The organism is Rhodoferax sp. (genome assembly GCF_018780565.1).
Lineage (GTDB): Bacteria > Pseudomonadota > Gammaproteobacteria > Burkholderiales > Burkholderiaceae_C > Rhodoferax.
This window is the reverse complement of record NZ_JADMJN010000002.1, coordinates 339,263-362,406: the sequence shown is the minus strand read 5'-3', so window position 1 is coordinate 362,406 and position 23,144 is coordinate 339,263. Positions and strand designations below refer to the sequence as shown.

General features: G+C 59.9%; 21 protein-coding genes. 8 read left to right on the top strand and 13 right to left on the bottom strand.

Annotated elements, in window-relative coordinates:
* Positions 1-52: 52 nt before the first annotated feature.
* Positions 53-571, top strand: coding sequence for a histone H1-like DNA-binding protein (locus IV109_RS02085; RefSeq protein WP_296691470.1), 519 nt, complete (start codon positions 53-55; stop codon positions 569-571).
* A 62-nt stretch (positions 572-633) separates the two neighbouring features.
* Here IV109_RS02085 and IV109_RS02080 read toward each other — a convergent pair whose 3' ends face one another.
* The 7 genes from IV109_RS02080 to IV109_RS02050 form a co-directional block, all read right to left on the bottom strand.
* Entirely contained in the window at positions 634-1,536 is a 903-nt protein-coding gene (locus IV109_RS02080; protein WP_296691467.1) for a carbohydrate kinase family protein, read from the bottom strand.
* 20 nt (positions 1,537-1,556) lie between these two features.
* Positions 1,557-2,495, bottom strand: a complete 939-nt coding sequence (locus tag IV109_RS02075; RefSeq protein ID WP_296691465.1) for a DUF3426 domain-containing protein — start codon at positions 2,493-2,495, stop codon at positions 1,557-1,559.
* A gap of 33 nt (positions 2,496-2,528) precedes the next feature.
* Entirely contained in the window at positions 2,529-3,434 is a 906-nt protein-coding gene (gene prmA, locus IV109_RS02070) for a 50S ribosomal protein L11 methyltransferase (protein WP_296691462.1), read from the bottom strand.
* A gap of 12 nt (positions 3,435-3,446) precedes the next feature.
* Positions 3,447-4,796, bottom strand: coding sequence for an acetyl-CoA carboxylase biotin carboxylase subunit (gene accC / locus IV109_RS02065; protein WP_296691460.1), 1,350 nt, complete (start codon positions 4,794-4,796; stop codon positions 3,447-3,449).
* 18 nt (positions 4,797-4,814) lie between these two features.
* On the bottom strand, positions 4,815-5,264 hold the full coding sequence (gene accB, locus IV109_RS02060; protein WP_296691459.1) for an acetyl-CoA carboxylase biotin carboxyl carrier protein: 450 nt from the start codon (positions 5,262-5,264) through the stop codon (positions 4,815-4,817).
* 169 nt (positions 5,265-5,433) lie between these two features.
* Entirely contained in the window at positions 5,434-6,000 is a 567-nt protein-coding gene (locus IV109_RS02055) for a TlpA disulfide reductase family protein (RefSeq protein WP_296691456.1), read from the bottom strand.
* Complete coding sequence (locus IV109_RS02050; RefSeq protein WP_296691453.1) at positions 5,997-6,590, bottom strand: hypothetical protein; 594 nt, start codon at positions 6,588-6,590, stop codon at positions 5,997-5,999. Before IV109_RS02050 ends, IV109_RS02055 begins: the two co-directional genes overlap by 4 nt.
* A 55-nt stretch (positions 6,591-6,645) precedes the next feature.
* Here IV109_RS02050 and mpl point away from each other — a divergent pair, with 55 nt between their 5' ends.
* The gene (mpl, locus tag IV109_RS02045) at positions 6,646-8,052 is read left to right on the top strand and encodes a UDP-N-acetylmuramate:L-alanyl-gamma-D-glutamyl-meso-diaminopimelate ligase (protein ID WP_296691452.1); all 1,407 of its coding nucleotides are present in this window, start codon (positions 6,646-6,648) and stop codon (positions 8,050-8,052) included.
* A gap of 55 nt (positions 8,053-8,107) precedes the next feature.
* Here the strand turns inward: mpl and IV109_RS02040 are convergent, their stop codons facing one another.
* The 6 genes from IV109_RS02040 to IV109_RS02015 form a co-directional block, all read right to left on the bottom strand.
* Positions 8,108-9,247 carry a 3-deoxy-7-phosphoheptulonate synthase gene (locus IV109_RS02040; protein ID WP_296691450.1) on the bottom strand — a complete coding sequence of 380 codons (1,140 nt, stop codon included), beginning with the start codon at positions 9,245-9,247 and terminating at the stop codon, positions 8,108-8,110.
* Between the two features lie 209 nt (positions 9,248-9,456).
* Positions 9,457-10,917, bottom strand: coding sequence for a metalloprotease TldD (gene tldD, locus IV109_RS02035; protein WP_296691448.1), 1,461 nt, complete (start codon positions 10,915-10,917; stop codon positions 9,457-9,459).
* Positions 10,918-10,926: 9 nt separating this feature from the next.
* Positions 10,927-11,811, bottom strand: coding sequence for an NAD(P)-dependent oxidoreductase (locus IV109_RS02030; RefSeq protein ID WP_296691446.1), 885 nt, complete (start codon positions 11,809-11,811; stop codon positions 10,927-10,929).
* Between the two features lie 23 nt (positions 11,812-11,834).
* The gene (gene rodA / locus IV109_RS02025) at positions 11,835-12,989 is read right to left on the bottom strand and encodes a rod shape-determining protein RodA (protein ID WP_296691445.1); all 1,155 of its coding nucleotides are present in this window, start codon (positions 12,987-12,989) and stop codon (positions 11,835-11,837) included.
* Between the two features lie 22 nt (positions 12,990-13,011).
* Positions 13,012-14,883 (bottom strand): ATP-binding protein, encoded by a 1,872-nt coding sequence (locus IV109_RS02020; protein ID WP_296691444.1) that lies wholly within the window; start codon positions 14,881-14,883, stop codon positions 13,012-13,014.
* 10 nt (positions 14,884-14,893) lie between these two features.
* Entirely contained in the window at positions 14,894-15,670 is a 777-nt protein-coding gene (locus IV109_RS02015) for a response regulator transcription factor (protein ID WP_296692487.1), read from the bottom strand.
* A gap of 138 nt (positions 15,671-15,808) precedes the next feature.
* Between IV109_RS02015 and IV109_RS02010 the strand changes: the two genes are divergently transcribed.
* The 6 genes from IV109_RS02010 (at position 15,809) to IV109_RS01985 (ending at position 23,142) form a co-directional block, all read left to right on the top strand.
* Entirely contained in the window at positions 15,809-17,881 is a 2,073-nt protein-coding gene (locus tag IV109_RS02010) for an Ig-like domain-containing protein (RefSeq protein WP_296691443.1), read from the top strand.
* A 74-nt stretch (positions 17,882-17,955) separates the two neighbouring features.
* On the top strand, positions 17,956-18,561 hold the full coding sequence (locus IV109_RS02005) for a YqiA/YcfP family alpha/beta fold hydrolase (RefSeq protein WP_296691440.1): 606 nt from the start codon (positions 17,956-17,958) through the stop codon (positions 18,559-18,561).
* A 43-nt stretch (positions 18,562-18,604) separates the two neighbouring features.
* The gene (locus tag IV109_RS02000) at positions 18,605-20,680 is read left to right on the top strand and encodes an RNB domain-containing ribonuclease (protein ID WP_296691439.1); all 2,076 of its coding nucleotides are present in this window, start codon (positions 18,605-18,607) and stop codon (positions 20,678-20,680) included.
* A gap of 2 nt (positions 20,681-20,682) precedes the next feature.
* Complete coding sequence (locus IV109_RS01995; protein WP_296692484.1) at positions 20,683-21,534, top strand: energy transducer TonB; 852 nt, start codon at positions 20,683-20,685, stop codon at positions 21,532-21,534.
* On the top strand, positions 21,531-22,370 hold the full coding sequence (gene aroE, locus IV109_RS01990; protein ID WP_296692483.1) for a shikimate dehydrogenase: 840 nt from the start codon (positions 21,531-21,533) through the stop codon (positions 22,368-22,370). The genes IV109_RS01995 and aroE overlap by 4 nt, the downstream gene beginning before the upstream one ends.
* 13 nt (positions 22,371-22,383) lie before the next feature.
* On the top strand, positions 22,384-23,142 hold the full coding sequence (locus IV109_RS01985; RefSeq protein WP_296691437.1) for a transglycosylase domain-containing protein: 759 nt from the start codon (positions 22,384-22,386) through the stop codon (positions 23,140-23,142).
* Positions 23,143-23,144 lie beyond the last annotated feature (2 nt).

The following is a 23,144-nucleotide window of genomic DNA, read 5'->3' as shown; positions in this document are numbered from 1 at the left end:
TGCACTCCAACTCGCATGAAGTGCTCTTTGTAAATTGATCAAGGAGAAAATGATGGCAACTGCAAAAAAACCGGTCGCAAAAAAGGCCGCTCCCGCGAAGAAAGCTGCACCAGCTAAAAAAGTAGCTGCTAAAAAAGCTGCGCCAGCCAAAAAAGCTGCGCCAGCCAAAAAAGTAGCCGCTAAAAAAGCTGCACCAGCCAAGAAAGCTGCACCAGCTAAAAAAGTAGCCGCTAAAAAAGCTGCGCCAGCGAAGAAAGCTGCACCAGCCAAAAAGGCCGCTGCTAAAAAAGCACCAGCCAAGAAAGCTGTAGCAGCCAAGAAACCAGCGGCCAAGAAAGCCGCACCAGCCAAAAAAGCTGCCGCCAAAAAAGCGCCGGCCAAGAAAGCTGCTGCTGCCAAAAAACCCGCTGCCAAAAAGCCAGCCGCCAAGAAAGCAGCCAAAAAGCCGGCTGCGAAGAAAGCCGCGAAAGCACCCGCTGCCAAGGCAGCGCCTGCTCCAGCAGCCCCTGCCGCTCAGACTACTCTGAACCCGCAGGCGGCATGGCCTTTTCCTACGGCCAGCAAGCCCTGAGTCGTCAAAAGCGATTCAACTTGAAGCCCGGTGTCGCGAGACATCGGGCTTTTTCATGGGTGTTACAAACCGACCGACTTCAAGTCGATGGTGTAGTTCTGCGGTCCACGCTGGGCAATTTTCAGTGCGCCGAGCTGACTTCCAAGCGCTGCACATCGCGCCAAAGGCCAGCCCTGCTCAAGACCAAACAATAAAGCGCTGCGATACGCGTCGCCACAACCCGTGGGGTCAACCACGGCGGTCGCCTTGACGGGAGGAACCAGCGTCTTCTCACCGTCTACCCACACCTCACTGCCCTCAGCACCCAGCGTCACAATCAGACCCTTGACGTGCCGTGAAATTTCTGCGCTGCTCCAGCCAGTCCGATCACACAGCATCTTGCCTTCATAGTCGTTGACAGCTACCCAGCTCGCTTGATCAATAAACTTCTTCAGCTCAGTGCCGTCAAATCTGGGCAGTTGTTGGCCGGGATCGAAGACAAAGGGAATCTTGGCGGCTGCGAATTGTTCGCCATGTTGCAGCATGGCATCACGTCCATCCGGCGCGATGATGCCCAGTTTGATGTCACCGCGCGCGGCAATCTTTGTCAGATGGGCGTAGTCCATGGCGCCAGGGTGAAAACCATTGATCTGGTTGTTGTCACGATCGGTAATGATCATGGCCTGCGCCGTATAAGAGTCGTCCATCGTACGAACAAACTCGGTCGAGATGCCCTGTCCTTTCAAGCGATCCAGATAACCACCACCATCAAGACCCACTGTGGCCATGGGCAGGGGCGTTCCGCCCAGCAGCTTGAGGCCATAGGCAATATTGCCCGCACAGCCACCAAAGTCGCGCCGCAGCGCAGGCACCAGAAACGAGACATTCAGAATGTGCAACTGGTCGGGCAAAATTTGCTCTCCAAAGCGCCCCTCGAAATTCATGATGGTGTCGAAAGCCAGAGAGCCGCAGATGATAGAAGCCATAAGTGTTTAAGTAAGGAGGTTCAGGGATAAAAAGCAAGCAAGCGATAACCGGCCACCCGGTCTGCGGCACCTGCGGCAGACACAGCCATGGCCATGGACATAGACCATTCAGTGCCCATTGCAAGGGTATCCGATTTGGCGCCAAGCTCCACAGGGGAAAACACGCGTCGCACAAGCGGCTGATCACGTGAATCCGTCAAGGTCAATTCAATGGCGGGTACCGCCAGCGCCATGGAGGCCGTATTTTTGACCGTCAGGTTCAACCGGTAGGCCGTACCGCGGATCCTGGTGAAAGAAGAGCTTTCAATCACGATGGACTCGATGCGGCGTAGCGGCGAAAGTGTGCAATGCAGCGGCTCGCAAAGAGCCATCAACCATGGTCGCAGAGCAGGTTCCGATGCAGCAATGCGGTCCCGCTCATGTATCACCAGTTGCCCCACCAGTCCCAGCAACAGCAGACCGATCAAAAGAGCCCAGCCTGCGCGCACCAACGGTCTACGCGGTACAGCATCTGCGTGGTTGTCACGCAAAAAAGAAACCTCGCTGGCCGGGATGCTGTCTTGTGGCTCCGGATCGCGCTCATCCTCGGCAGCCTCAAGCTCAGACTCCTGAACCATCAAGTCCGGCGATGACTCTGCGATCCCTTCGTCGGAAGCACGGGGCCCAATCAGTGCATCTTCCGCAGGCTGTTCATCGACGCCGTCGACCTGATCCATATCCAAAGGAATATCGACCGGCTGCAGTTCAGGCTGCAGGGACTCGGTTACATCGGACGGCGTCTCATCCTGGTAGTCAGTCGCGCTCCCGACAATTTCTGGCACAGCCGGTACGAGATGAAGCGATGCGTCGAACACTTCATCACATTGGCCGCATCTAACCCAACCCTCGGAAATCCGAAGCTGGTCGGGTACGACCTTGAACATGGTTTCGCATGCCGGGCAACGTGTGATCAGGCTCATGAGTAGCGAATTGTAGAGCCGTCCCCGGGAGACTCAGTGCCTTGCGGTCATCAGTATCCAGCCGTCTTCCTGGTCAGTGACCGTCAGTTGACAGTAGGGTGCGTAGGCCGCTTTCAACTCGTCCGCCTGTCGCTCCAAAATACCCGCCAGTACCAGTGAGCCACCGGGCGCCACGCGCGACCACAAAAGGGGCGCCAGTACCTTCAGGGGTGTTGCCAGAATATTGGCCAGCACCGTCTGGTAAACACCGCTGACGGCATCAGGCAGACCGGCCCTCAAACGGACATCGTTGGCCTCGGCGTTCAAAATCGTTGCCCTCACCGCCGCATCGTCGATGTCGACCGCATCGATATCAACGGCCCCGTGCTTGGCAGCCCCGATGGCGAGAATGCCCGAACCACAGCCGTAGTCCAGCACCCGGCCCAGTTCGCGGGCTCCTTGAGATTCGTCCGAACGACCTTGTCCCGCAATCCAGCGCAGGCACATACGGGTAGTGGGGTGGGTACCCGTGCCAAAAGCCAGGCCCGGGTCCAGTCGAATGGTGATGCGAGCCTGGGCCGGCGGCTCGTGCCAGGTCGGCACAATCCAGAAGTCAGGGGTGATGTCGACTGGGGTGAACTGCGACTGGGTCAAGCGAACCCAGTCCTGCTCAGGCAATTCGTGAATACCCAGCATTTTGCAGTCGGCAAAAAAGTCCTGTGCTTGCAGCAACGCGAGGGACTCTTGGGCCTTGGCCTCGGTTTCATAGAGGGCGATGACACGCGAGCGCTGCCAGCCCTCTTTGGGTGCCGGCATGCCGGGTTCACCAAACAGGGCCTGCTCGGCATCGGTCTGGGCATCGGCATCCTCGACGCTGACGCTCAAAGCGTCCAGCGCATCCAGGGCATCGCTCAAGGTCTCGACCCGGTTCTCCGGGCACATCAGGCTTAGTTCAAACATGCAATACCCGACTCAGCGCTTGTGCTGGTCAAGCCACTCTTCAAGATAGTGGATGTTGGTGCCGCCCGCCATGAATTTGGCATCCACCATCAACTCCCGATGCAGGGGAATGTTGGTGTTAATGCCTTCCACCACAGTTTCCCCCAGAGCGGTGCGCATGCGGGCCATGGCCTGCTCGCGGGTGTCGCCATGCACAATGATCTTGCCCACCATCGAATCGTAATTCGGAGGGACAAAGTAATTGGTGTACACGTGGGAATCCACTCGCACCCCCGGTCCGCCCGGTGCATGCCACATGGTGACACGACCTGGAGAAGGAATGAACTTGTAGGGGTCCTCGGCATTCACACGGCATTCAATGGCGTGGCCCCGAATTTCAATCTGGCGCTGGGTAAAGGGCAAACGCTCGCCCGCCGCCACCATGATCTGGGTCTTGACGATATCCACCCCAGTGATCATTTCCGTTACCGGATGCTCCACCTGCACGCGAGTATTCATCTCGATGAAATAAAACTCGCCATCCTCGTACAGAAACTCAAAGGTTCCAGCCCCCCGGTAACCGATCTTCTTGCAGGCCGCGACACAGCGCTCGCCCACCCGTTCAATCAACTTGCGCGGGATGCCCGGTGCGGGCGCCTCTTCAAGAATCTTTTGATGGCGCCGCTGCATGGAGCAATCGCGCTCGCCCAAGTAAACCGCATTCTTGTGCTTGTCCGCCAGAATCTGGATCTCGATGTGCCGGGGATTCTGGAGAAATTTCTCCATATAGACCGCCGGATTGCCGAACGCAGCGCCGGCTTCGGCCTTGGTCATCGCCACGGCATTGACCAGCGCCGCCTCGGTGTGCACTACGCGCATGCCGCGTCCGCCACCACCGCCCGCCGCCTTGATGATGACCGGGTAACCGACGGCCTTGGCAATGCGACGGATTTGTACTGGATCATCGGGCAACTCGCCTTCCGAACCGGGTACACAGGGAACCCCGGCTTTGATCATGGCCTGCTTGGCCGACACCTTGTCGCCCATGATGCGGATGGACTCGGGTGTGGGGCCGATAAACTGGAAACCGCTTTTTTCCACTCGCTCGGCAAAGTCGGCGTTTTCGCTCAAAAAGCCATAACCGGGATGGATCGCCTCGGCATCCGTCACTTCGGCCGCCGAAATGATGGCAGGCATATTCAGATAGCTCAGTGCTGATGGCGCCGGACCGATGCACACGGCTTCCTCAGCCAACTTGACGTACTTGGCCTCGCGGTCGGCCTCGGAATAGACCATGACGGCCTTGATACCGAGCTCGCGACAAGCTCGCTGAATTCTGAGGGCAATTTCGCCCCGATTGGCAACCAGGATTTTCTTGAACATGGGAATTGCTGGTTTGCGTCACTCGATCACGAACAGTGGCTGTCCGTATTCCACGGCCTGCCCGTTTTCGCTGAGGATCTGGGTCACAGTTCCCGATTTGTCCGCTTCGATCTCATTGAGGATTTTCATGGCCTCAATAATGCAGATCGTTTCACCCGCCTTGACCGAATCGCCAACTTCAACATACGCCTTGGCCCCCGGAGACGATGATCGGTAGAACGTACCCACCATAGGCGATTTGACGACATGGCCGGTTTCGACCGGAACGGCCGCAACAACCGGCGCCGCTGTGGGGGCAGGGCCGGCAACGGGGGCTGCGACCATGACAGGAGCTGGCGCATACTGATGAACGACCGCACCACCACCCTTGACGATGCGAACCTTGCCTTCTGCCTCCGTGATTTCCAACTCCGAGACATTTGATTCCGACACGAGGTCAATCAGCGTCTTCAGTTTTCTTAGATCCATGAGGTCTCCAACGAATTTAAAACAACGACCGGCGAATTTACCTTAAATTCACTAAAAACGCGGTCTTCTTCTTTTATTTTACAAGACATTGACGATGCTAATCTCATCAAAATCTTGTTGCCAACGCCTGCAACGGGCTGGCAACGAGCATTTGCCGGCGATGTAGCGGCTATGTCAGTGCACCCCACGCAAGCAAATCCTCGGGGGTGACTTTACCCATTTTACGATGCGCGACCAGACCATCCGATCCGAACACAACCGTGAATGGCAGCCCACCCACCAGATTGCCAAGGGATTTGCTCAGCTCTATTCCGGCAGTGCCCGCCATCAACACGGGGAAAGTTACCGGTGTTTTCAACAAAAACCGCTTGACTGGCTCCACTTGGTCTACCGCGAAACCCAGAACTTGCCATCCTTTAGGCGAATTTAATTGATAAAAATCGCTCAATAACGGAAGTTCCTCCACACACGGCGGACACCAGGTCGCCCAGAAGTTCAACAACACCGGACGACCCCGCATGGAGGCCATATTCAGCATTGTGCCATCGGGACGCGCAAACGCCTGCCCCCACAGGGCGGCTTCCGCCCCGGGTGCGGTAGATTGGGGCTGGTAAGTGCGCCAAGCCAAGCCAGCACCGGCCAAAGCGGCGGCACCTCCCAAAGCAGCGGTCAACCAGCGCCGTCGCCTGATATGGAGGCTTTGCGGATCATTGAGGAAACGGTGTTTTTCAGTCATGGTCCTGAATCATGCAGCAAAGCGCGAACCGCCGACACATCGCCACGCGGCGTGCGCCCTTTCGCGTCGGGGCGCAAGGCACCACGCAAGTCATCATGGTCGTAAATCAACAAATGAACGCCCACTTCTTCCCCCAACTCCGGGCATCGTGCATGCAGGCTCAAGGCCTCCACCGAGCCGCCAGTGAAACCAGTGACGGTGCGCGGCACATAGGCCACATGGTGATCAATGAGCGCAATCTCGGCCGATTTGCTGTCATCACAAAACAACTGAATGTAAATATCCGACAACCGTGTCGCAGTGCCATGCCACACGGCACCTCCCAGATGCGGTCGGAACACGATCATGCGCTCCATCCAGACCAGGGCCAGACGACGCAAGGCCAGCAGTTCGCCGGGCTGCGTCTCTGCGCAGAACACCGCGATGTAGTCGATCACTGCATCTTCGACCTCGTCATTGCCGGGCAAGGCAGTGCGTACCGGCAAACCCATCTGCTTCACCGCCCGGCGCTTGGCGGCCCCGTACTCAAGCCCCTCCTCCACCACCATGCGTGCCGCAACTGCCGCGATCTCTGATTTCAGGGTATCCATAAGCCTCTATTTTGCCCGTCTATTTTGTCATTGGAGGCCAGCCTAAAATCCCCCCATGCACATTCATATTCTCGGTATTTGTGGAACTTTCATGGGTGGTCTGGCGGCACTGGCGCGCGAAGCGGGCCATAAGGTGACCGGTTGCGACACCGGCGTCTACCCTCCCATGAGCGACCAGTTGCGAGCACTCGGCATTGAACTGATTGAAGGCTTTGGTGCAGACCAGCTGGCGCTGAAACCGGACATGTTTGTGGTCGGCAACGTCGTCAGCCGCGCGCATCTGCCCGATGGGATGCCCAAATTTCCGCTGATGGAAGCCATTCTGGATGCCGGACTGCCCTACACCAGCGGTCCTCAATGGCTGGCAGAGCATGTGCTGCAGGGTCGGCATGTCATTGCCATTGCCGGCACCCATGGCAAAACCACCACCACCGCCATGACTGCGTGGATACTGGAATGCGCCGGCCTGAAACCCGGCTTTCTGGTTGGTGGCGTGCCGATGAATTTTGATGTCTCGGCCCGGCTGGGAGGCCCGGCAACGGAATCCTTTGCACGCCCTCTGTTCGTCATTGAAGCCGACGAATACGACACCGCATTTTTCGACAAACGCAGCAAGTTTGTGCACTATCGGCCCCGCACGGCCGTGCTGAACAACCTCGAATTCGATCACGCCGACATTTTTGACAACCTGGCGGCGATTGAGCGGCAGTTTCATCATTTGGTGCGCACGGTACCGTCGACAGGACGCGTGGTGGTCAACGGCCTGGAGGAGAGCCTGACTCGCGTGCTGCACCAGGGCTGCTGGAGCGAGGTGCGCAGCTTTGGCGCCGCAGTCAGCGACTTCACTGCGACTGGCGAGCCCCATGAATTCGATGTCATGCATCAAGGTCAAAAAGCTGGCCACGTGAAGTGGGCAATTACCGGCGTGCACAACCAGCTGAACGCGCTGGCGGCCATCGCGGCGGTGCAACATGTCGGGGTGTCTGCCGATGTGGCCGCCAAGGCTCTGGGCAGCTTTGAGAACGTGAAGCGACGCATGGAAGTGCGCGGCAGCGTGACGCGCAGCAACGGGATCATCACGGTCTATGACGATTTTGCCCACCACCCCACGGCGATCCGAACCACCATCGACGGGCTCAGAAGGCGCCTGGGGCCCAATCAACGCATCCTGGCGGTGTTTGAGCCGCGCAGCAACACCATGAAACTGGGCGCCATGAAAGCCTTGTTACCCTGGAGTCTGGAAGAAGCCGATCTGGCGTTTTGCCATAGCGGTGGTTTGGGCTGGGATGCCCGGGAAGCTTTGGCGCCCATGGGCGCCAAAGCGCAGGTCGCCGGCAGCATTGATGAACTGGTGGCGCAAGTGCTGCGCCAGGTCCGCGCTGGTGATCACATCCTGTGCATGAGCAACGGCGGCTTCGGTGGCATCCACCTCAAACTACTTCAATTGCTACAAAATAAGTAGCAAATCAGTCAATAGACACAAGGGCCAGGTGCCGAAAACACCTGGCAATCTGTGCTTACCGTGCGCGGCGGGCCTTGACCGCCTCTGACAGCACCGCCAGGGACTCCAGCGAGTCATCCCAACCCAGGCAGGCATCGGTGATGCTCTTGCCGTATTCGAGCTTGGCCGCATCGTCCTTGCCGGGCGTGAACTTCTGGGCACCGGCGTTCAAATGGCTTTCCACCATCACACCAAACACGCTGGTGGAGCCGCCGGCAATCTGGGCCGCGATGTCACGCGCCACATCCAGCTGTTTTTCGTGCTGTTTGCTGCTGTTGGCATGGCTGCAATCCACCATCAACGTGGCGGGCAACTTGGCCTTCTCCAGGTCTTTGCAGGCTTCGGCCACACTTTGCGCGTCGTAATTGGGCGCCTTGCCACCGCGCAGGATCACATGGCAGTCAGGGTTGCCGTTGGTCTGCACGATCGCGACCTGGCCATTTTTGTGAACGGACAGGAAATGATGGCCCCCGGCTGCTGCCTGGATGGCGTCAGTGGCGATCTTGATGTTGCCATCGGTTCCGTTTTTGAAACCGATGGGAGCGGACAGGCCAGAGGCTAGTTCGCGATGGACCTGGCTCTCGGTGGTGCGTGCGCCGATAGCGCCCCAGGAAATCAAATCACCCAGGTACTGGGGGGAAATCACGTCCAGGAATTCGCTGCCGGCGGGCAGACCCATGCGGTTGATCTCAATCAGCAGCTGGCGCGCAATGCGCAGGCCTTCGTCGATGCGGAAGGTTTCATCCAGGTAGGGGTCGTTGATGAGACCTTTCCAGCCCACCGTGGTGCGCGGCTTTTCGAAATAAACGCGCATCACGATTTCGAGCGTGTCAGCGTATTTCTCGCGCTGCGCCTTGAGCTGGCGCGCGTAATCCAGCGCGGCAGCAGGGTCGTGGATGGAGCAGGGTCCGATGATGACCAGCAGGCGATCGTTTTTTCCCGCCATGATGTCGTGAATCTTGCGCCGCGTGGCGCTGATGAGCTTCTCCATGGCGGTGCCGCGAATGGGGAAGAAACGGATCAAATGCTCGGGAGGTGGCAACACGGTGATGTCCTTGATACGTGCGTCGTCGGTTTGACTGGTGCGGTCTGCGGGATGGGCGACGGCGTTCGGATACCAGGCTTCGGTACCGGTAGCAGTGGATTTGGCATTCATGTTGAGGCTCCTAAGTCAGTCTGATAAAGTCAAAAAAGCATAAAAAAACCGCCGGGGGTGCCGGCGGTTTTTGGAAGATCAGGACGTTTTTTTCGGGTACGTTCAGAACTCTCTACCGCCGCAGGCGCTTGAGAACCAAAAGTAGCTAAAGTAAAAACGGACCGACTTCATGGCTCCAACTGTAGCACAGTCAAATACGGTGGCCGTGCTCAGGCGGTTCCGCCCACCGTCAGGCCATCGATCCGCAAGGTGGGCTGCCCCACGCCGACCGGCACGCTCTGGCCTTCCTTGCCGCAGGTGCCCACGCCACTGTCGAGTTTCATGTCGTTGCCGATCATGCTGACGCGGGTCAGGGCATCGGGGCCATTGCCGACAATAGTGGCGCCCTTCACCGGATACAGGATCTTGCCATTTTCGACCCAGAAGGCTTCGCTGGCGGAAAACACAAACTTGCCCGACGTGATGTCCACCTGTCCGCCGCCAAAGTTGGTAGCGTAGAGGCCTTTTTTGATGCTGGCCACGATTTCAGCAGGTGACTTGTCGCCAGCCAGCATATAGGTGTTGGTCATGCGTGGCATCGGGATATGGGCATAGCTTTCGCGCCGGCCATTGCCCGTGGGCTTGACGCCCATCAGGCGCGCATTCATGGCGTCCTGGATGTAGCCCTTCAGAATACCGTCTTCGATCAGTACATTGCGCTGTGTGGCATTGCCTTCATCGTCCACATTGAGCGAGCCACGCCGATCCGTGATCGTGCCGTCGTCCAGCACGGTGACGCCTTTGGCGGCCACCCGCTGCCCAATACGCCCACTGAAGGCACTGGAGCCCTTGCGGTTGAAATCACCCTCCAGACCGTGACCAATGGCTTCGTGCAACAGGATGCCGGGCCAACCGGGGCCGAGCACCACAGTCATCTCGCCTGCGGGCGCCGGACGCGCCTCCAGGTTGGTCAATGCAGCCTTGACCGCCTCATCCACGTACTGCGCAATCAGGGCATCGTCAAAATAAGCCAGGCCAAAACGGCCACCGCCGCCCGCCGAACCCATTTCACGGCGCCCCTTCTGCTCGGCAATGACTGTCACAGAGAGGCGAACCAGCGGGCGAACATCGGCGGCCAGCGTGCCGTCGGCGCGTGCCACCATCACCACGTCGTATTCACTGGCCAGACCCGCCATGACCTGCGCCACGCGGGGGTCTTTGGCCCGGGCCAATTGCTCCACCTTCTCCAGCAGCTTGACCTTGGCCGTGCTGTCCAGCGTGGCAATCGGGTCCAGGCCTTGGTACAAGGAACGCGCGGACGCTATTTTTTTTGTCGGGGCCTTCACGCGGGCCGCCTTGGAAGCGGCAGAAATCGTGCGCACCGTACGGGCGGCGTCCAGCAGCGACGCTTCGGAAATATCGTCCGAGTAGGCAAATGCGGTTTTCTCGCCACTCACGGCGCGCACGCCGACGCCTTGGTCAATGCTGAATGAACCGGTCTTGACGATGCCTTCTTCCAGGCTCCAGCCTTCGCTGCGGGTGTACTGGAAATACAGGTCCGCCTCATCAACCCGGTGGGCCTTGATTTCCGCCAGGGCGTGGGCCAAATGGGATTCGTCCAGGCCAAAGGGTTCGAGCAGCAGGGACTTGGCAACAGCCAGGCGTTCAATGGTGGGTTCGCGTGAGATCATAGGCAGATTCTAGGCTTTATCACCTTCCAGCCACTGGAGTAAGGCTGCATCATCCAGCCCGGCCAGACCGGCCGCACTGGCCTGCGCAAAGACATCGCGCGCCGCAGCCCCCAAAGGCCCGGTGAAACCGGCCGCCCGGGCGGCTTGCACAGCCAGTCGTGTGTCCTTCTCCAGCAGTGTCATGTGAGCACGGGGCGCATAGTCATGTTCAATGGCGCGACGCATGCGGTCCGATCCGATCCAGCTTTGTCCACTGGACTGCTCGATCACGTCCATCGTGCGCGTCAGGTCAAGGCCCATGTGGTCCGCCATCGCCAGGGCCTCGGCCGCACCCACCAGGTTGATGCCCGCCAGGAGGTTGTTCACGAGCTTGGTGCGGGCTCCATCACCCACACGCTCGCTGATGCGAAACACTTTGCTCGACAGTGCCGAGATAAGCGCGCCATAGCGCGCAAACACGGCATCCGGACAAGCCACCATCAAACTCATGGAGCCGTCGCGGGCCCGCGCCGGGCCACCGGACATGGGCGCATCGATGGTGTGGATGCCTCTTGCGCTCAACCGCCGGGCGAAATTCTCCGTGTCCTCGGGTGCCATGGTTGGGCACAACATCACAGCCCGCCCGGGCTGAAGGGTTTCGGTGACGCCACCGGCACCAAACAAGACCTCTTCCGTTTGCTGCGCATCCACCACACAAACAATGAGCAATTCACAATTCATAGCAGCCTGCGAAGGCAGGACAAGGGCCACAGCGCCAAGAGACTCAAGACTTTGGGTTTTGGCGTGATCCAGATCACACACCTGAACCGGCCAGCCCTGCTCCAGCAGATGCGCCGCCATGGCGCCTCCCATGTTGCCCACACCGACGACCGTCACATCCAGCGCAGCCTTCACAGGCTGTCCAGCCCCGGATCCCATCACGACTGCACCAGGCGCTTCGCCTTGGCGATGGACATCAGAATCCCCAAGCCCATGCCCAGCGTGACCATGGCGGTACCGCCATAACTGATAAACGGCAGAGGCACGCCCACCACCGGCAAAATGCCGCTGACCATGCCCATGTTGACAAAGGCATAGGTAAAAAAGATCAGCGTGACACTACCAGCCAATAGTCGTGAAAACAGCGTGGGAGCTTCCAGGGCAATGGCCATGCCACGCAAAACCAGAAATATGAAACCGGCAATCAGCAACAAATTGCCAAGCAAGCCGAACTCCTCGGAGAAAGACGCAAAAATAAAGTCGGTGGTGCGCTCGGGAATGAACTCCAGATGCGTCTGGGTGCCCTGCATGAATCCCTTGCCCCACAGGCCACCGGAACCAATGGCAATCATGCCCTGAATGATGTGAAATCCCTTGCCCAGCGGATCACGCGAAGGGTCCAACAGCGTACAGATTCGCTGTTGTTGATAGTCGTGCAACACCGGCCAGCGCACGCCGTCGGCACACAACTGCGGTTCAAAACCCACCACAAATGCCATGCCAACCACCCCAACCAGCACGGGCGGCAGAATCCACTTCCAGGGCAACCCTGCGAAAAAAATGACCGACACCCCGGCCGACAAGACCAATATGGCGGTGCCTAGGTCAGGCTGGCGAACGATCAAGCCAATCGGCAAGGCCAGCAACAGGCCCGCCACCGCAAAATCGAGCGGTCGCAACTGGCCTTCACGCTTCTGAAACCACCAGGCCAGCATCAAGGGCATGGCAATCTTGAGGATTTCGCTGGGCTGAATGATGATGCCCACGTTGAGCCAGCGCCTCGCCCCCTTCTTGGTGATGCCAAAAATGGCCACTGCGATCAGCAAACTGACGCCCACCACATACAAGGGAACGGCCACCGACATCAGGCGCTGCGGCGGAACCTGCGCCACCATGAACATGACGAAGCCGGCAATCAGCATGTTGCGGCCGTGGTCCGCGAACCGGGTGCCATGGTCAAAGCCCGATGAATACATGGTCAGCATGCCCGCGCACGCCAGGATGAACACGGCCAGGGCCAGCGGACCGTCAAAGCCGTGAAACCAGGGCGCAATGCGCTGCCAAAGATGAATTTTTCCGAATTTTTGCACCATCGGGGGATTATCCCGCCACAGCTCAACCCAGGACGATTTTCACAACAGTATGACCAGGGGTGCCAAGGATTACCAAGCCCACGCCAATAGCAGCAGCCCGCTCCTGCAAGGAACTCAGTCCGCTTCGCTTCACCCGGTCTGGATCAAAGCCACAACCATTGTCAATGACCTGCAATTGCGCCCCGCCTTCCGGGGTGCCGCGCAATTCGATACGCAGGACGCTTGCATGCGCATGTTGCAGCACATTGGACAGCGCCTCGTAGACCATGAACTGAAGCTGTCGCATGGCCTTGTGATCAATTCGCGGCAAGATCGGAACCAGGTCCACGTCCCACTGAAGCTCGATGTCTGAGGCTTTGAAACGCGGCTCCAGCCGATAACGCAGATTGGCTATCAGGGCCGTGATGTCGCCCGCAGGCAAGTTCATGGCGTCTATGGAGAGCTTCAACTGGTCGAGCGAATCGCGCAGGGTGTTCAGCACCTCGTCCTGCGTGGCCCGCCCCGATTCGAGCTGCCGGATGGCCGAGCTGATGTGAGAGCCCACGCCGTCGTGCATGTCTCGCAGGATGCGGGTGCGCTCGGCGGCACGTTCCTGTTCGCGGGCGAGGCCCTCCAGCCGCTGGTAGGTCTGTGCGAGCTCTTCCTGCTTTTGTGCGATGCGCGCAGCCATGTTGGCCATGAGGTCGCGGGCCTGGCTGCTGGCAGTGCGAAAGCGCGTGATCACGATGTAGCCCAGCGTCAGCCCGAACAGCACCGAACTGTAGCGCAACAGGGTATTGCCGCCATAGCTCTCGCTGAACCTGAATTCATACAGGTCACGAAAACCAACCACAGTATTCAACAGCAAGGCGACCGCCACAATTGTGTGTGGCGGCGAACCACCGCGCACGGCCTTGCGAAAGAACAGAACCACAAAAACCACGGATGTGAGGCCCGCGGCGGCGTACAAAAGCGTCATCGCGACCGGGTAGCCGTACACCAAGGAGCCCGCAGCAGCGGCCGCGCTGGACACCAGCAACACGGCCAACCAGCGGCGCAGCCAGGGTGTAGCGGCATGCCTGCTCCAACCGGCCACCTCGACACAAAACAGGATCATGCTGAGAATCCATGCGGTCGATGCCAGCAAAATCACGACGCCCCACAGAGGCCAGGGGAGAGGCGGATTTTCGATGATGGCGTTGCTGACACTGACGGCCCAGCACAGCTCGGCCATCCCGGCCGTGAAATACAAGGAGTCGCGCTTGAAACGACCATTCGCAGCCACATCGACCTGGGTGGCCCACAGGGCCATGGCCACCAGACAGATGAACAGGCTCCCGATGACCACCACCAGGGACCCGGTGCTGCGCCAGCGGTAATCACGCAGATAGAGCCGATAGACCTCGTCGTGTGGCCCCAGAGTCATCGGGGCAAGGCCACCACGGCGACCAATGTCAGAGCGAATATGGATGCGAAACAGATTGCGGTTACTCAACAGGCCCGGTGAAATTTCAATGTAGCGGGGTGCCTTGGCAAAATCGGCACCGTTGTAGTTCTGCAAGTCGCCGTTTTGCTGAAGCAGGGTGCCATTGAGCCAGACTTCATAGGCATTGCCCAGGCGGGGTACATAAAGACCCATGAGCTCGCCCGGCGGCTCCTTCAATTCAAATGGAAGCTCAAAAATCGCCTCCCCCTGCTGACCTACGTGGTGGCGGTCCCAGTGGTAAGGCAAGCTGACTGTTTGGCGTGTTGTATGTCCCTGAACCATCACCGTGGCTTGCGCCTGGCGCAACTCCAGCGTCAAGGCCTGCACCTGCAGGGCCAGACCGGTAAGCCACAGCCCCAACATGCACAGCATCACCCGTCGCAGAGACAAGCTGGCAGCCGGGAATTCAAACACCATGGATCGCCGCATCAAGCTTGCTTCACCTGTGCTGCGACAGCAAGCCCATTCGCGTCGCCTCGAACACGGCCTCGCTTTTGGAATGGACCGACAGCTTGCCGTAGAGATTCTTGATATGACTTTGAACAGTATGCACACTGAGACCTTGCAGACGAGCGATTTCCACATAGGAAAATCCACGAGAGATCAAGGCCAGGACTTCCTGCTCTCGCGGTGACAACATGCCGCGTTGTCCTACGGTGCTGACGTCCTCCGGGGCTTCGTTTTTTGACACGATCAGGTCAACGGGCTCCCCCTCTGCGCTCCTGCTTCGCTGCCGGCGCTCCGCCTGGTATTTGGAGAGCACGCGCCGCGCAATCATGGGAGAAATCGGCGAGGCTCCCTCCCGCATGTCGAGAATCGTCTGGGCAATATCGTCCGGCGTGGAGTCTTTGTGGATATAGCCGAGCGCGCCAGCCTCGATGCTGGCCAGCACGTTGTCCTCGTCGCCAAACATCGAAATGACCAGCGGCTCGCAAGCGGGGTGCAGCCGAATGGCATACCGGATCACGTCCAGACCACTGCCGTCGGGCAGCCCCAGGTCCGTTAGCAGCACGTCGACCAGATTGTCATCCTTGTCCAGCCAGGCCTTCGCCTCGGCGACGGTACCGACGCTCGCCGCCACCTGCAGGTCATCACAGCGCGAGACGCTGCCCGCGAAAAACTCCCGCATCTGCGAATCATCTTCAACAATCAATACACGCCACACAAGCTTTGCCCTGCTGTTTGGAAAAAGACTGGAGCATATCCGCTGCCCCATGCCCTGACTACAAGCCGGCACCCCATGTCTATGGGATGGCGCCATTCGCCCCCGGCTCCTAACATCCTTGAGACAGGGCAAGGATCGCACATCGCTGCGCCTGCCTAGCCTATTTCACCCCAATCCCAGGAAATATTCATGAACACCACACTTAGACGACTCGCATTAGGCATCGCCAGCGCTGGACTGTTAACCATTTATGGCTGCGGTGGCGGTGGCGCAAGCAGCGCCAGCGGCTCATCTTCAATCAGCCTGTCAGGCATGGCCGCCACAGGCGCGGCCTTCACAGATGCAACCGTGACCGTAACCGATAGCCGCGGCACAACGGTCGGCACGGGTACGGTGGGTACCGACGGCACCTACAGCATCACACTGACAAGCGGCGCCGTCGCGCCCTTTGTCCTGACCGCAACGCGGACCAGTGCAGACGGCGCAGTTCAGTCCCTGGTCAGCGTCGTTCCTACCGCCTTGACAGGCGCCGCCACCGTGAATATCACCCCGGTCACCAGCCTGATCGCGTCACGTCTGAGCAGCTCGGGCGATCCACTCAAACTGGCATCAGAAATGGTGGCGGGCACCAGCACCATCAATGCCACGACAGTCGCCGCCAAAGTGGCGGAAGTGCAAACCATTTTGGGGCCCATCCTGACGGCAACCGGCACCACGGGCAGCGACCCGCTCACCGGCAGTTTCGCAGCCGACGGTACCGGCTATGACCGACTGCTGGACTCCATCAAGGTCACCATCACGCCCGCCAGTGCCAGCGCCAGCAATATTGAAGTCGCCATCAAACAGCAACTGACCGAGGGCACCGCCCCCACCGCCATCCAGTTCACCAGTGCGACCGCTGCCGCCAGCGTACCGGCCATCCCGGCGGTCAACTCTGCAACGCTGATTGCATCAGGCACCTCGGCCTTGATCGCACAGCACCTGACGCAATTGAACACATGCTTTGCGCTGCCGACCGCTACGCGCGTGAACAATCCAAATCCATCCGGAGGCGCCGTTGCAACCGCCTCGTCGACCAACATCACGGCCACGGCGTGCCGCGATGCCTTCATTCAGGATGGAGGCGGCGCCATCCTGTTCAAAACCAGCGGCAATGTCATCAGCGCGAAATCCGGAAAACCATTTCGTGGCATCTTCTTTGACGGCGGAACAGGCGTCGTGTTCAGCCAGGGAGCCTACGAATTTACCCGCGGCAACGGTGACATCGTGGTGAGCTACAAGAGCAAAACAACTGCCGGCAACGAGTCTTTCGAGACCTTCGCCCTGCGCAAAGATGTGGACGGCAAGCTCAAACAGATAGGCAACCAGTACGACTACCCGGGCGGCGTGTCGGCCTACCACCAAAACCGGCAGTTCATCACGCTGGGTCAATCTGCCTTCAACTACTACAGCACGGGCTATAACCTAGGTGTTGACGATGTCACAGGCGGTGCCGGCGTTGGCGGTTCGATTTTCGACCACGTCACGGTGACCACCCCCAGGGGCAACACATTGACCCTGGTACCCAAGACCGGCTACTCCTACCTGACGCTGGTGACGGGGGCCTATCCTTTGGGCTCGGGCACCAGCTTCGTGCGGCTGCGCAGCGAATACATTGACGCCGGCAATGCCGCCGACCCCGCCATCAAGGACACCGCCGCACTCTTTTTCGCGGACCGCACGGTATTTACCAATACCTACATTGCCACCATTCCTGCCCAAAGCGTCTGGAAGTTCGAGTACTACCTCGCGGGCGCACCTGGCGTCGTTGCGGCAACCCAGTATTACAAGACCCGCGCCCGTGCGCTGACCATTCCGGAACTGAAGACCAAGGGGATGGCCACACTGGCCAGCGCCGACATTGCGACCATCCAGACCAATGCCAATGGCGCGGGCGTGCCGCCTGCGGGCCAGCTGCCGATCGGCAACGCAACTTCCGTACCCATCAACTACCTGGTGGCAGCGGGTGCATTGCCACCTACCAGTCTGACTATTTGGGGGGGCTACTCCAATGCGGGCACCCCGGCCAACTTCACCGATTCCGCAACAGTCGGCTCCGCTGTGCGCACAGGCAGTGTGCTGTGCACCTCCACCGGCGGTGGTGACACCCATTGCTCCGGCGGGGCCTACGCGGCCAGTGCAGCGCTCAATGGCCTGCACCTCTGGGCTCGCGACCCGCAGGGGCTGGAATTTGCCAGCTTCTATGCAATGTACTCTTTGTAATCCACGCTACATTCAGTAGCTGGCAATCCAGGCCCCGCAAGCGCGGGGCTTTTTTCGCCTCTATCATCGTGCGCATGCCAAGCACTTCCACGCATCACCCCATCACCCACTTGCTTTATCTGCATGGTTTTCGCTCGTCGCCCCAGTCTGTGAAAGCCCGCACCATGGGCGCATACATGGCGCAACACCATCCCGAGGTGTACTGGTGGTGCCCGCAGTTGCCGCCGTCGCCGCGTCAAGCGATGCAGCAGATCATGCAAGGCATCGCAAACTGGCCGCGCGAGAGCATGGCGGTGGTGGGCTCCTCGCTGGGCGGGTTCTATGCCAGCTGGGTGGCAGCGCATACCGGCTGCAGGGCTGTGCTGCTGAACCCGGCGGTCAACCCGGCGCGGGACCTGGCAAAGTACATTGGCGAACAATCCAGCTGGCATGACCCACAGGAGCGCTTTTTCTTCCAGACCGGGTTTGTGCAGGAGTTGCGTGACCTGACCCTGACTGACCTGACTCAGCCCGAGCGCTGCCTGGCCGTGATTGCCAAAGGCGATGAGGTGCTGGACTGGCGCGAAATGCAGGCACGGTACCAGGGCGCTCAGCTCCGGCTGATTGAAGGTAGCGACCACGCCATCAGCGACTTTGACGCCCATCTTGCGGCGGTGCTGGCGTTTTTGGGACTTCTCTGACCGGCTTTTTTCCTCTGGCCCGTTTGCGGGGACAATCCACCCCATGTTTTTATTGTTTGAAGAAGCCGGAAAATTCATGGCCGGTCGGGTTCTGTCAGAGGCGGAATCCTCTGCGCAGGTGGAGTTGGACAGCGGCAAGCGGGTCAAGGTCAAGGCCGCCAATATCCTGTTGAAGTTCGAAAAACCGGCGCCGGCGCAATTGCTGGCAGCGGCGCAAGCCGTCAGCCAGACGATCGAGCTGGAGCTGGCTTGGGAATTTGCGCCTGAAGAAGAGTTCGGTTTTGCCGATCTGGCGCGCGAGTATTTCAGCGACAAAGCCACCCTGGAGCAGCAAGCCGGTACGCTGGTGCGCCTGTTCGAGGCGCCGCACTATTTCCGCCGTGCCGGCAAGGGGCGCTTTCGCAAAGCCCCGGCCGACATCATCGCCCAGGCCCTGGCGGCGATCGAGAAGAAGAAGCAAATCGCGCTGCAGATTGAAGAGTGGGTCAAAGAACTGAGCCAGGGCGCATGCCCGCAGCCGGTGCGCGACCAGTTGTACAAGATTTTGTTTAAACCGGATAAAAATGCGCCCGAATACAAGGCCGTGGTCGAGGCCTCCCGTGCCACCCATTTGGGCCCGCTGGAATTGCTGATCAAAGCCGGTGCCATCGATTCACCGTACCAGTTTCACTGGCGTCGCTTTTTGCTGGAAAACTTTCCCAAGGGCACCGGCTTTCCCAAGCTGGAGGCGCCAGCCATTCGCGACGAACTGCCGCTTTCAAACGCGCGGGCCTTCTCGATTGACGACTCGGCCACGACCGAGATTGACGATGCGCTCTCGGTGGAGGGACTTGGCAGCGGCACCGTCACGGTAGGCATTCACATTGCGGCCCCAGGTCTGGCGGTGATGCCCGGCAGCCCCATTGACCAGCTGGGTCGCCACCGGCTTTCCACGGTCTACATGCCGGGCTACAAAATCACCATGCTGCCCGACGACGTGGTGCAAAGCTACACCCTGGCCGAGGGGCGCGACTGCCCGGCGGTATCGCTTTACGTCACGCTGGACGAAGCCACGCTGGAGATCAAAGCCAGCGAGACCCGGCTGGAGCGCGTGCACATCGGTGCCAACCTGCGCCACGACCAGCTGGATGCCATCGTGACGACCGAATGGCTGAACAACCCCGAGTTTCAGCATGCAATGGACCCCCAGCCCTTGCAGAACAAGCGCCCCAAGCTATCATTTTTACACCGATTGGCGCAGCACCTGAAGGCTGGACGCGAAGTGGTGCGGGGCAAGCCCGAGACCTTCAATCGGCCGGACTACAACTTCCGGCTGGTCGGCAACGACGGCTGCGAACCACAGGGCAGCGAAGAGGTGCGGATCAGCATTCGCCAGCGTGGCGCGCCGCTGGACCTGATCGTGTCGGAAGCCATGATTCTGGCCAACAGCACCTGGGGCACCTGGATGGCCGAACTGGGCGTGCCGGGTATTTACCGCAGCCAGGCCTCGCTTCTGCCGGGGGTCAAGGTCCGCATGGGCACCAAAGCCTTGCCGCACGCCGGCATCGGGGTCAAAAGCTATGCCTGGAGCAGCTCGCCGCTGCGCCGCTACACCGATCTCGTGAACCAGTGGCAAATCATTGCCTGCGCGCGCCATGGCAAGACGGCTGCACTGGTGGCCCCGTTCAAACCCAAGGATGCCGAGTTGTTCTCGATCATCTCCAGCTTTGATGCCGCCTATTCGGCCTACAACGGTTACCAGGGTGCGATGGAACGCTTCTGGACCCTCAAGTACGTGCAGCAAAACGCCATCACCGAAATCACCGGCGCCCTGTTCAAGGAAAACATGGTGCGGGCCGACGACCTTCCGCTGATCCTGCCCGTGGCCGGGGCCAGCGGTTTTCCGCGCGGCGCGCGGGTGCGTGTGCGCCTGGGCGACATCGACGAAGTAACCCTTGACATCAGCGGCACCGTCGTGGAACGCCTGGACGCCCCCGAGGCGGCGGATGCGCAGGCCTATGACGAAGCCGGCGATGCGGGCGACGACGAAGACGACACAGCAGCCGGCCCGATTGCGATTGCCGTGGACCTGAGTGACAGTGACGCCACCCCCGTCCCCAGCGATAATCCTGCCTCGTGAACCTGCGGTCTTTCAGCACTCTCCAAATCGCGCTCGGCGTCTCTGTCGCCGTGCATGCGGTGCTGCTGACCGTGCGCTTTGTCGACCCCGAGGCCTTCAACCGGGTGTTTGAGGATACGCCGCTGGAAGTGATCCTGGTCAACGCACGCACCAACGAACGCCCGGACAAGGCGCGCGCCATCGCCCAGGCCTCCATGGCTGGTGGTGGCGATGCGGAAAAGGGACGCGCCACCAGCCCCTTGCCGCCAGCCCTGCTGTCCGAGACAGGCGACACCGCCGAGGAAGAAGCTCAGCGCAAATTGCAGAACCTGCAGGAACAGCAAAACCTGATGCTGGCCCAAGTCAAGAGCCAGTTGGCAGCCCTGCCACCCGCCGATCCCAGGCAGGCCCACACCACGCCGGACCAGGTGGAGCGCGAAGAAAAGCGGCGTCAGCTGATCAAGCTGCTGGCGGAGATTGAGCGCCGCATCAACCAGGAAAACGCGCGCCCCAAAAAGCGCTACATCAGCCCTGCCACGCGCGAAGAGGTGTACGCGGTGTACTACGACCACCTGCGGCGCAGCGTCGAGGAAAAAGGCACAGAGAATTTCCCCGAATCGGGCGGCAAAAAGCTCTACGGCGAACTCACCATGGTGGTCACGGTGAACCATGACGGCCGCATCCTCAAGACCGAAATCGTGGAAAGCTCGGGCAGCCGCACGCTGGACCGGCGAGCCGAGGTCATCGTGCGCAGCGCCGGCCCCTTTGGCCGCTTCAACGAGGCCATGCGCCGCAAGGCCGACCAGATCATGGTGGTGTCGCGCTTCAAGTTCACGCGGGACGAAACGCTGGAAACCAAACTCACCGCCAACTGACTATGCAGACGGATCTCTATTGCGTGATGGGCAACCCGGTGGAGCACAGCAAATCCCCGTGGATTCATGCCCGTTTTGCCGAACTCACCGGCCAGTCCCTGCACTACGACAAGCGCCTGATTCCGCTGGACGGATTCGAAGCTGCCGTACGCGCCTTCATTGTCGAAGGCGGCCGGGGCTGCAACATCACCGTGCCCTTCAAATTCGAAGCCGCCGCACTGGCCACCCGCACCAGTGAGCGCGCCCTGCTGGCCCAGGCCTCCAACACGCTGCGCTTTGACAAGGGCAGCATCTTCGCCGACAACACTGACGGTGCTGGTCTGGTCAATGACATCCAGCGCAACGCTGGCATGGCGTTGACGGGTCGCCGCCTGCTGCTGATCGGCGCAGGTGGTGCTGCGGCTGGCGTGCTGGGTCCGCTGATCGACGCGCGCCCGGCCAGCATCAGCGTGGCCAACCGCACTCTGGCCAAGGCCAGCGACCTCGTGACACGCCACGCCGCCCTCGCTTTGCTACAAAAAACAGAGCTGCTTGCTTCGGATCTTCAAGGGCTTGAAGGTAGTTTTGATGTGATCATCAACGCGACCGCCAGTAGCCTGAGTGGTGCGGCTGTGCCAGTAGCCGCCAGCACGTTGAAACCCGGCGCATTGGCTTACGACATGATGTACGGCCCTGCCGCTCAAGGCTTCATGACATGGGCACGCGAACACGGTGCCGTGGCGCGCGATGGCCTGGGCATGCTGGTGGAACAGGCGGCCGAGGCCTTCCTGATCTGGCGCGGCGTACTGCCACCCTCGCAGCAGGTGCTGGCAGAATTGCGCGCCACCCTGGGCTGAAACGGCAACGCCCATGAAGCCATTTCTGCGCTGGCTCGGCTTGGTACTTGTTGCCGTGTTGGCACTGCAGTTCTTCTTTGTGGCACGCATTGCCACGATGGCGGTGGTAGCGCCGCAGTCCACCGCCTTCGAACGGTCTGAGGCCTGGCGCATCCTGAACGAGAAAGGCAGCTTGCGCTGGCGCCAACAGTGGGTGCCTTACGCACAAATTTCCGATAACCTCAAGCGCGCCGTTATCACCAGCGAGGACGACGGCTTCAGCTACCACGATGGCGTGGACTGGGACGCGCTGGAAAAGGCCTGGCAGAAAAATGCCAAGGCTGAAGCCCAGATCGCCAAAGCCCAGGCCGGCAAGAAGGCCGCAGCACCCACCGCCAAAGGCAAGCCCGCCACCCGCACCCCCAAGGTGGTGGGCGGCTCCACGATCACCCAGCAATTGGCCAAGAACCTGTTTTTGTCTGGCGAACGCACCTTGTTGCGCAAGGGCCAGGAATTTGTACTGACCCTGCTACTGGAAGCCTTGCTGAGCAAGGAGCGCATTCTGGAGATTTACCTCAACAGTGTGGAATGGGGCGAGGGTGTGTTTGGCGCCGAAGCCGCCGCCCAACACTACTTTCGCAAACCCGCCAGCAAGCTCAGCACCTATGAGGCGGCGCGTCTGGCGGTGATGCTGCCACGTCCCCGGTATTTTGAGAAACTGCCCAACTCCAGCTACCTGGCCGAGCGCTCGGGCGTGATCGCTGCACGCCTGGGTAGCGCCGAATTGCCCTGAGT

Bases quoted from the DNA above. Each gene is read 5' to 3' on its own strand.
- IV109_RS02015 (WP_296692487.1), bottom strand. From the start codon at position 15,670: ATGGGGCAGCGGATATGCTCCAGTCTTTTTCCAAACAGCAGGGCAAAG.
- IV109_RS02080 (WP_296691467.1), bottom strand. From the start codon at position 1,536: ATGGCTTCTATCATCTGCGGCTCTCTGGCTTTCGACACCATCATGAAT.
- IV109_RS02020 (WP_296691444.1), bottom strand. From the start codon at position 14,883: ATGCGGCGATCCATGGTGTTTGAATTCCCGGCTGCCAGCTTGTCTCTG.
- tldD (WP_296691448.1), bottom strand. From the start codon at position 10,917: ATGATCTCACGCGAACCCACCATTGAACGCCTGGCTGTTGCCAAGTCC.
- IV109_RS02050 (WP_296691453.1), bottom strand. From the start codon at position 6,590: ATGGATACCCTGAAATCAGAGATCGCGGCAGTTGCGGCACGCATGGTG.
- IV109_RS02055 (WP_296691456.1), bottom strand. From the start codon at position 6,000: ATGACTGAAAAACACCGTTTCCTCAATGATCCGCAAAGCCTCCATATC.
- IV109_RS02085 (WP_296691470.1), top strand. From the start codon at position 53: ATGGCAACTGCAAAAAAACCGGTCGCAAAAAAGGCCGCTCCCGCGAAG.
- IV109_RS02040 (WP_296691450.1), bottom strand. From the start codon at position 9,247: ATGAATGCCAAATCCACTGCTACCGGTACCGAAGCCTGGTATCCGAAC.
- accB (WP_296691459.1), bottom strand. From the start codon at position 5,264: ATGGATCTAAGAAAACTGAAGACGCTGATTGACCTCGTGTCGGAATCA.
- IV109_RS02005 (WP_296691440.1), top strand. From the start codon at position 17,956: ATGCCAAGCACTTCCACGCATCACCCCATCACCCACTTGCTTTATCTG.
- accC (WP_296691460.1), bottom strand. From the start codon at position 4,796: ATGTTCAAGAAAATCCTGGTTGCCAATCGGGGCGAAATTGCCCTCAGA.
- IV109_RS01985 (WP_296691437.1), top strand. From the start codon at position 22,384: ATGAAGCCATTTCTGCGCTGGCTCGGCTTGGTACTTGTTGCCGTGTTG.
- IV109_RS02000 (WP_296691439.1), top strand. From the start codon at position 18,605: ATGTTTTTATTGTTTGAAGAAGCCGGAAAATTCATGGCCGGTCGGGTT.
- IV109_RS02010 (WP_296691443.1), top strand. From the start codon at position 15,809: ATGAACACCACACTTAGACGACTCGCATTAGGCATCGCCAGCGCTGGA.
- mpl (WP_296691452.1), top strand. From the start codon at position 6,646: ATGCACATTCATATTCTCGGTATTTGTGGAACTTTCATGGGTGGTCTG.
- rodA (WP_296691445.1), bottom strand. From the start codon at position 12,989: ATGGTGCAAAAATTCGGAAAAATTCATCTTTGGCAGCGCATTGCGCCC.
- prmA (WP_296691462.1), bottom strand. From the start codon at position 3,434: ATGTTTGAACTAAGCCTGATGTGCCCGGAGAACCGGGTCGAGACCTTG.
- IV109_RS02075 (WP_296691465.1), bottom strand. From the start codon at position 2,495: ATGAGCCTGATCACACGTTGCCCGGCATGCGAAACCATGTTCAAGGTC.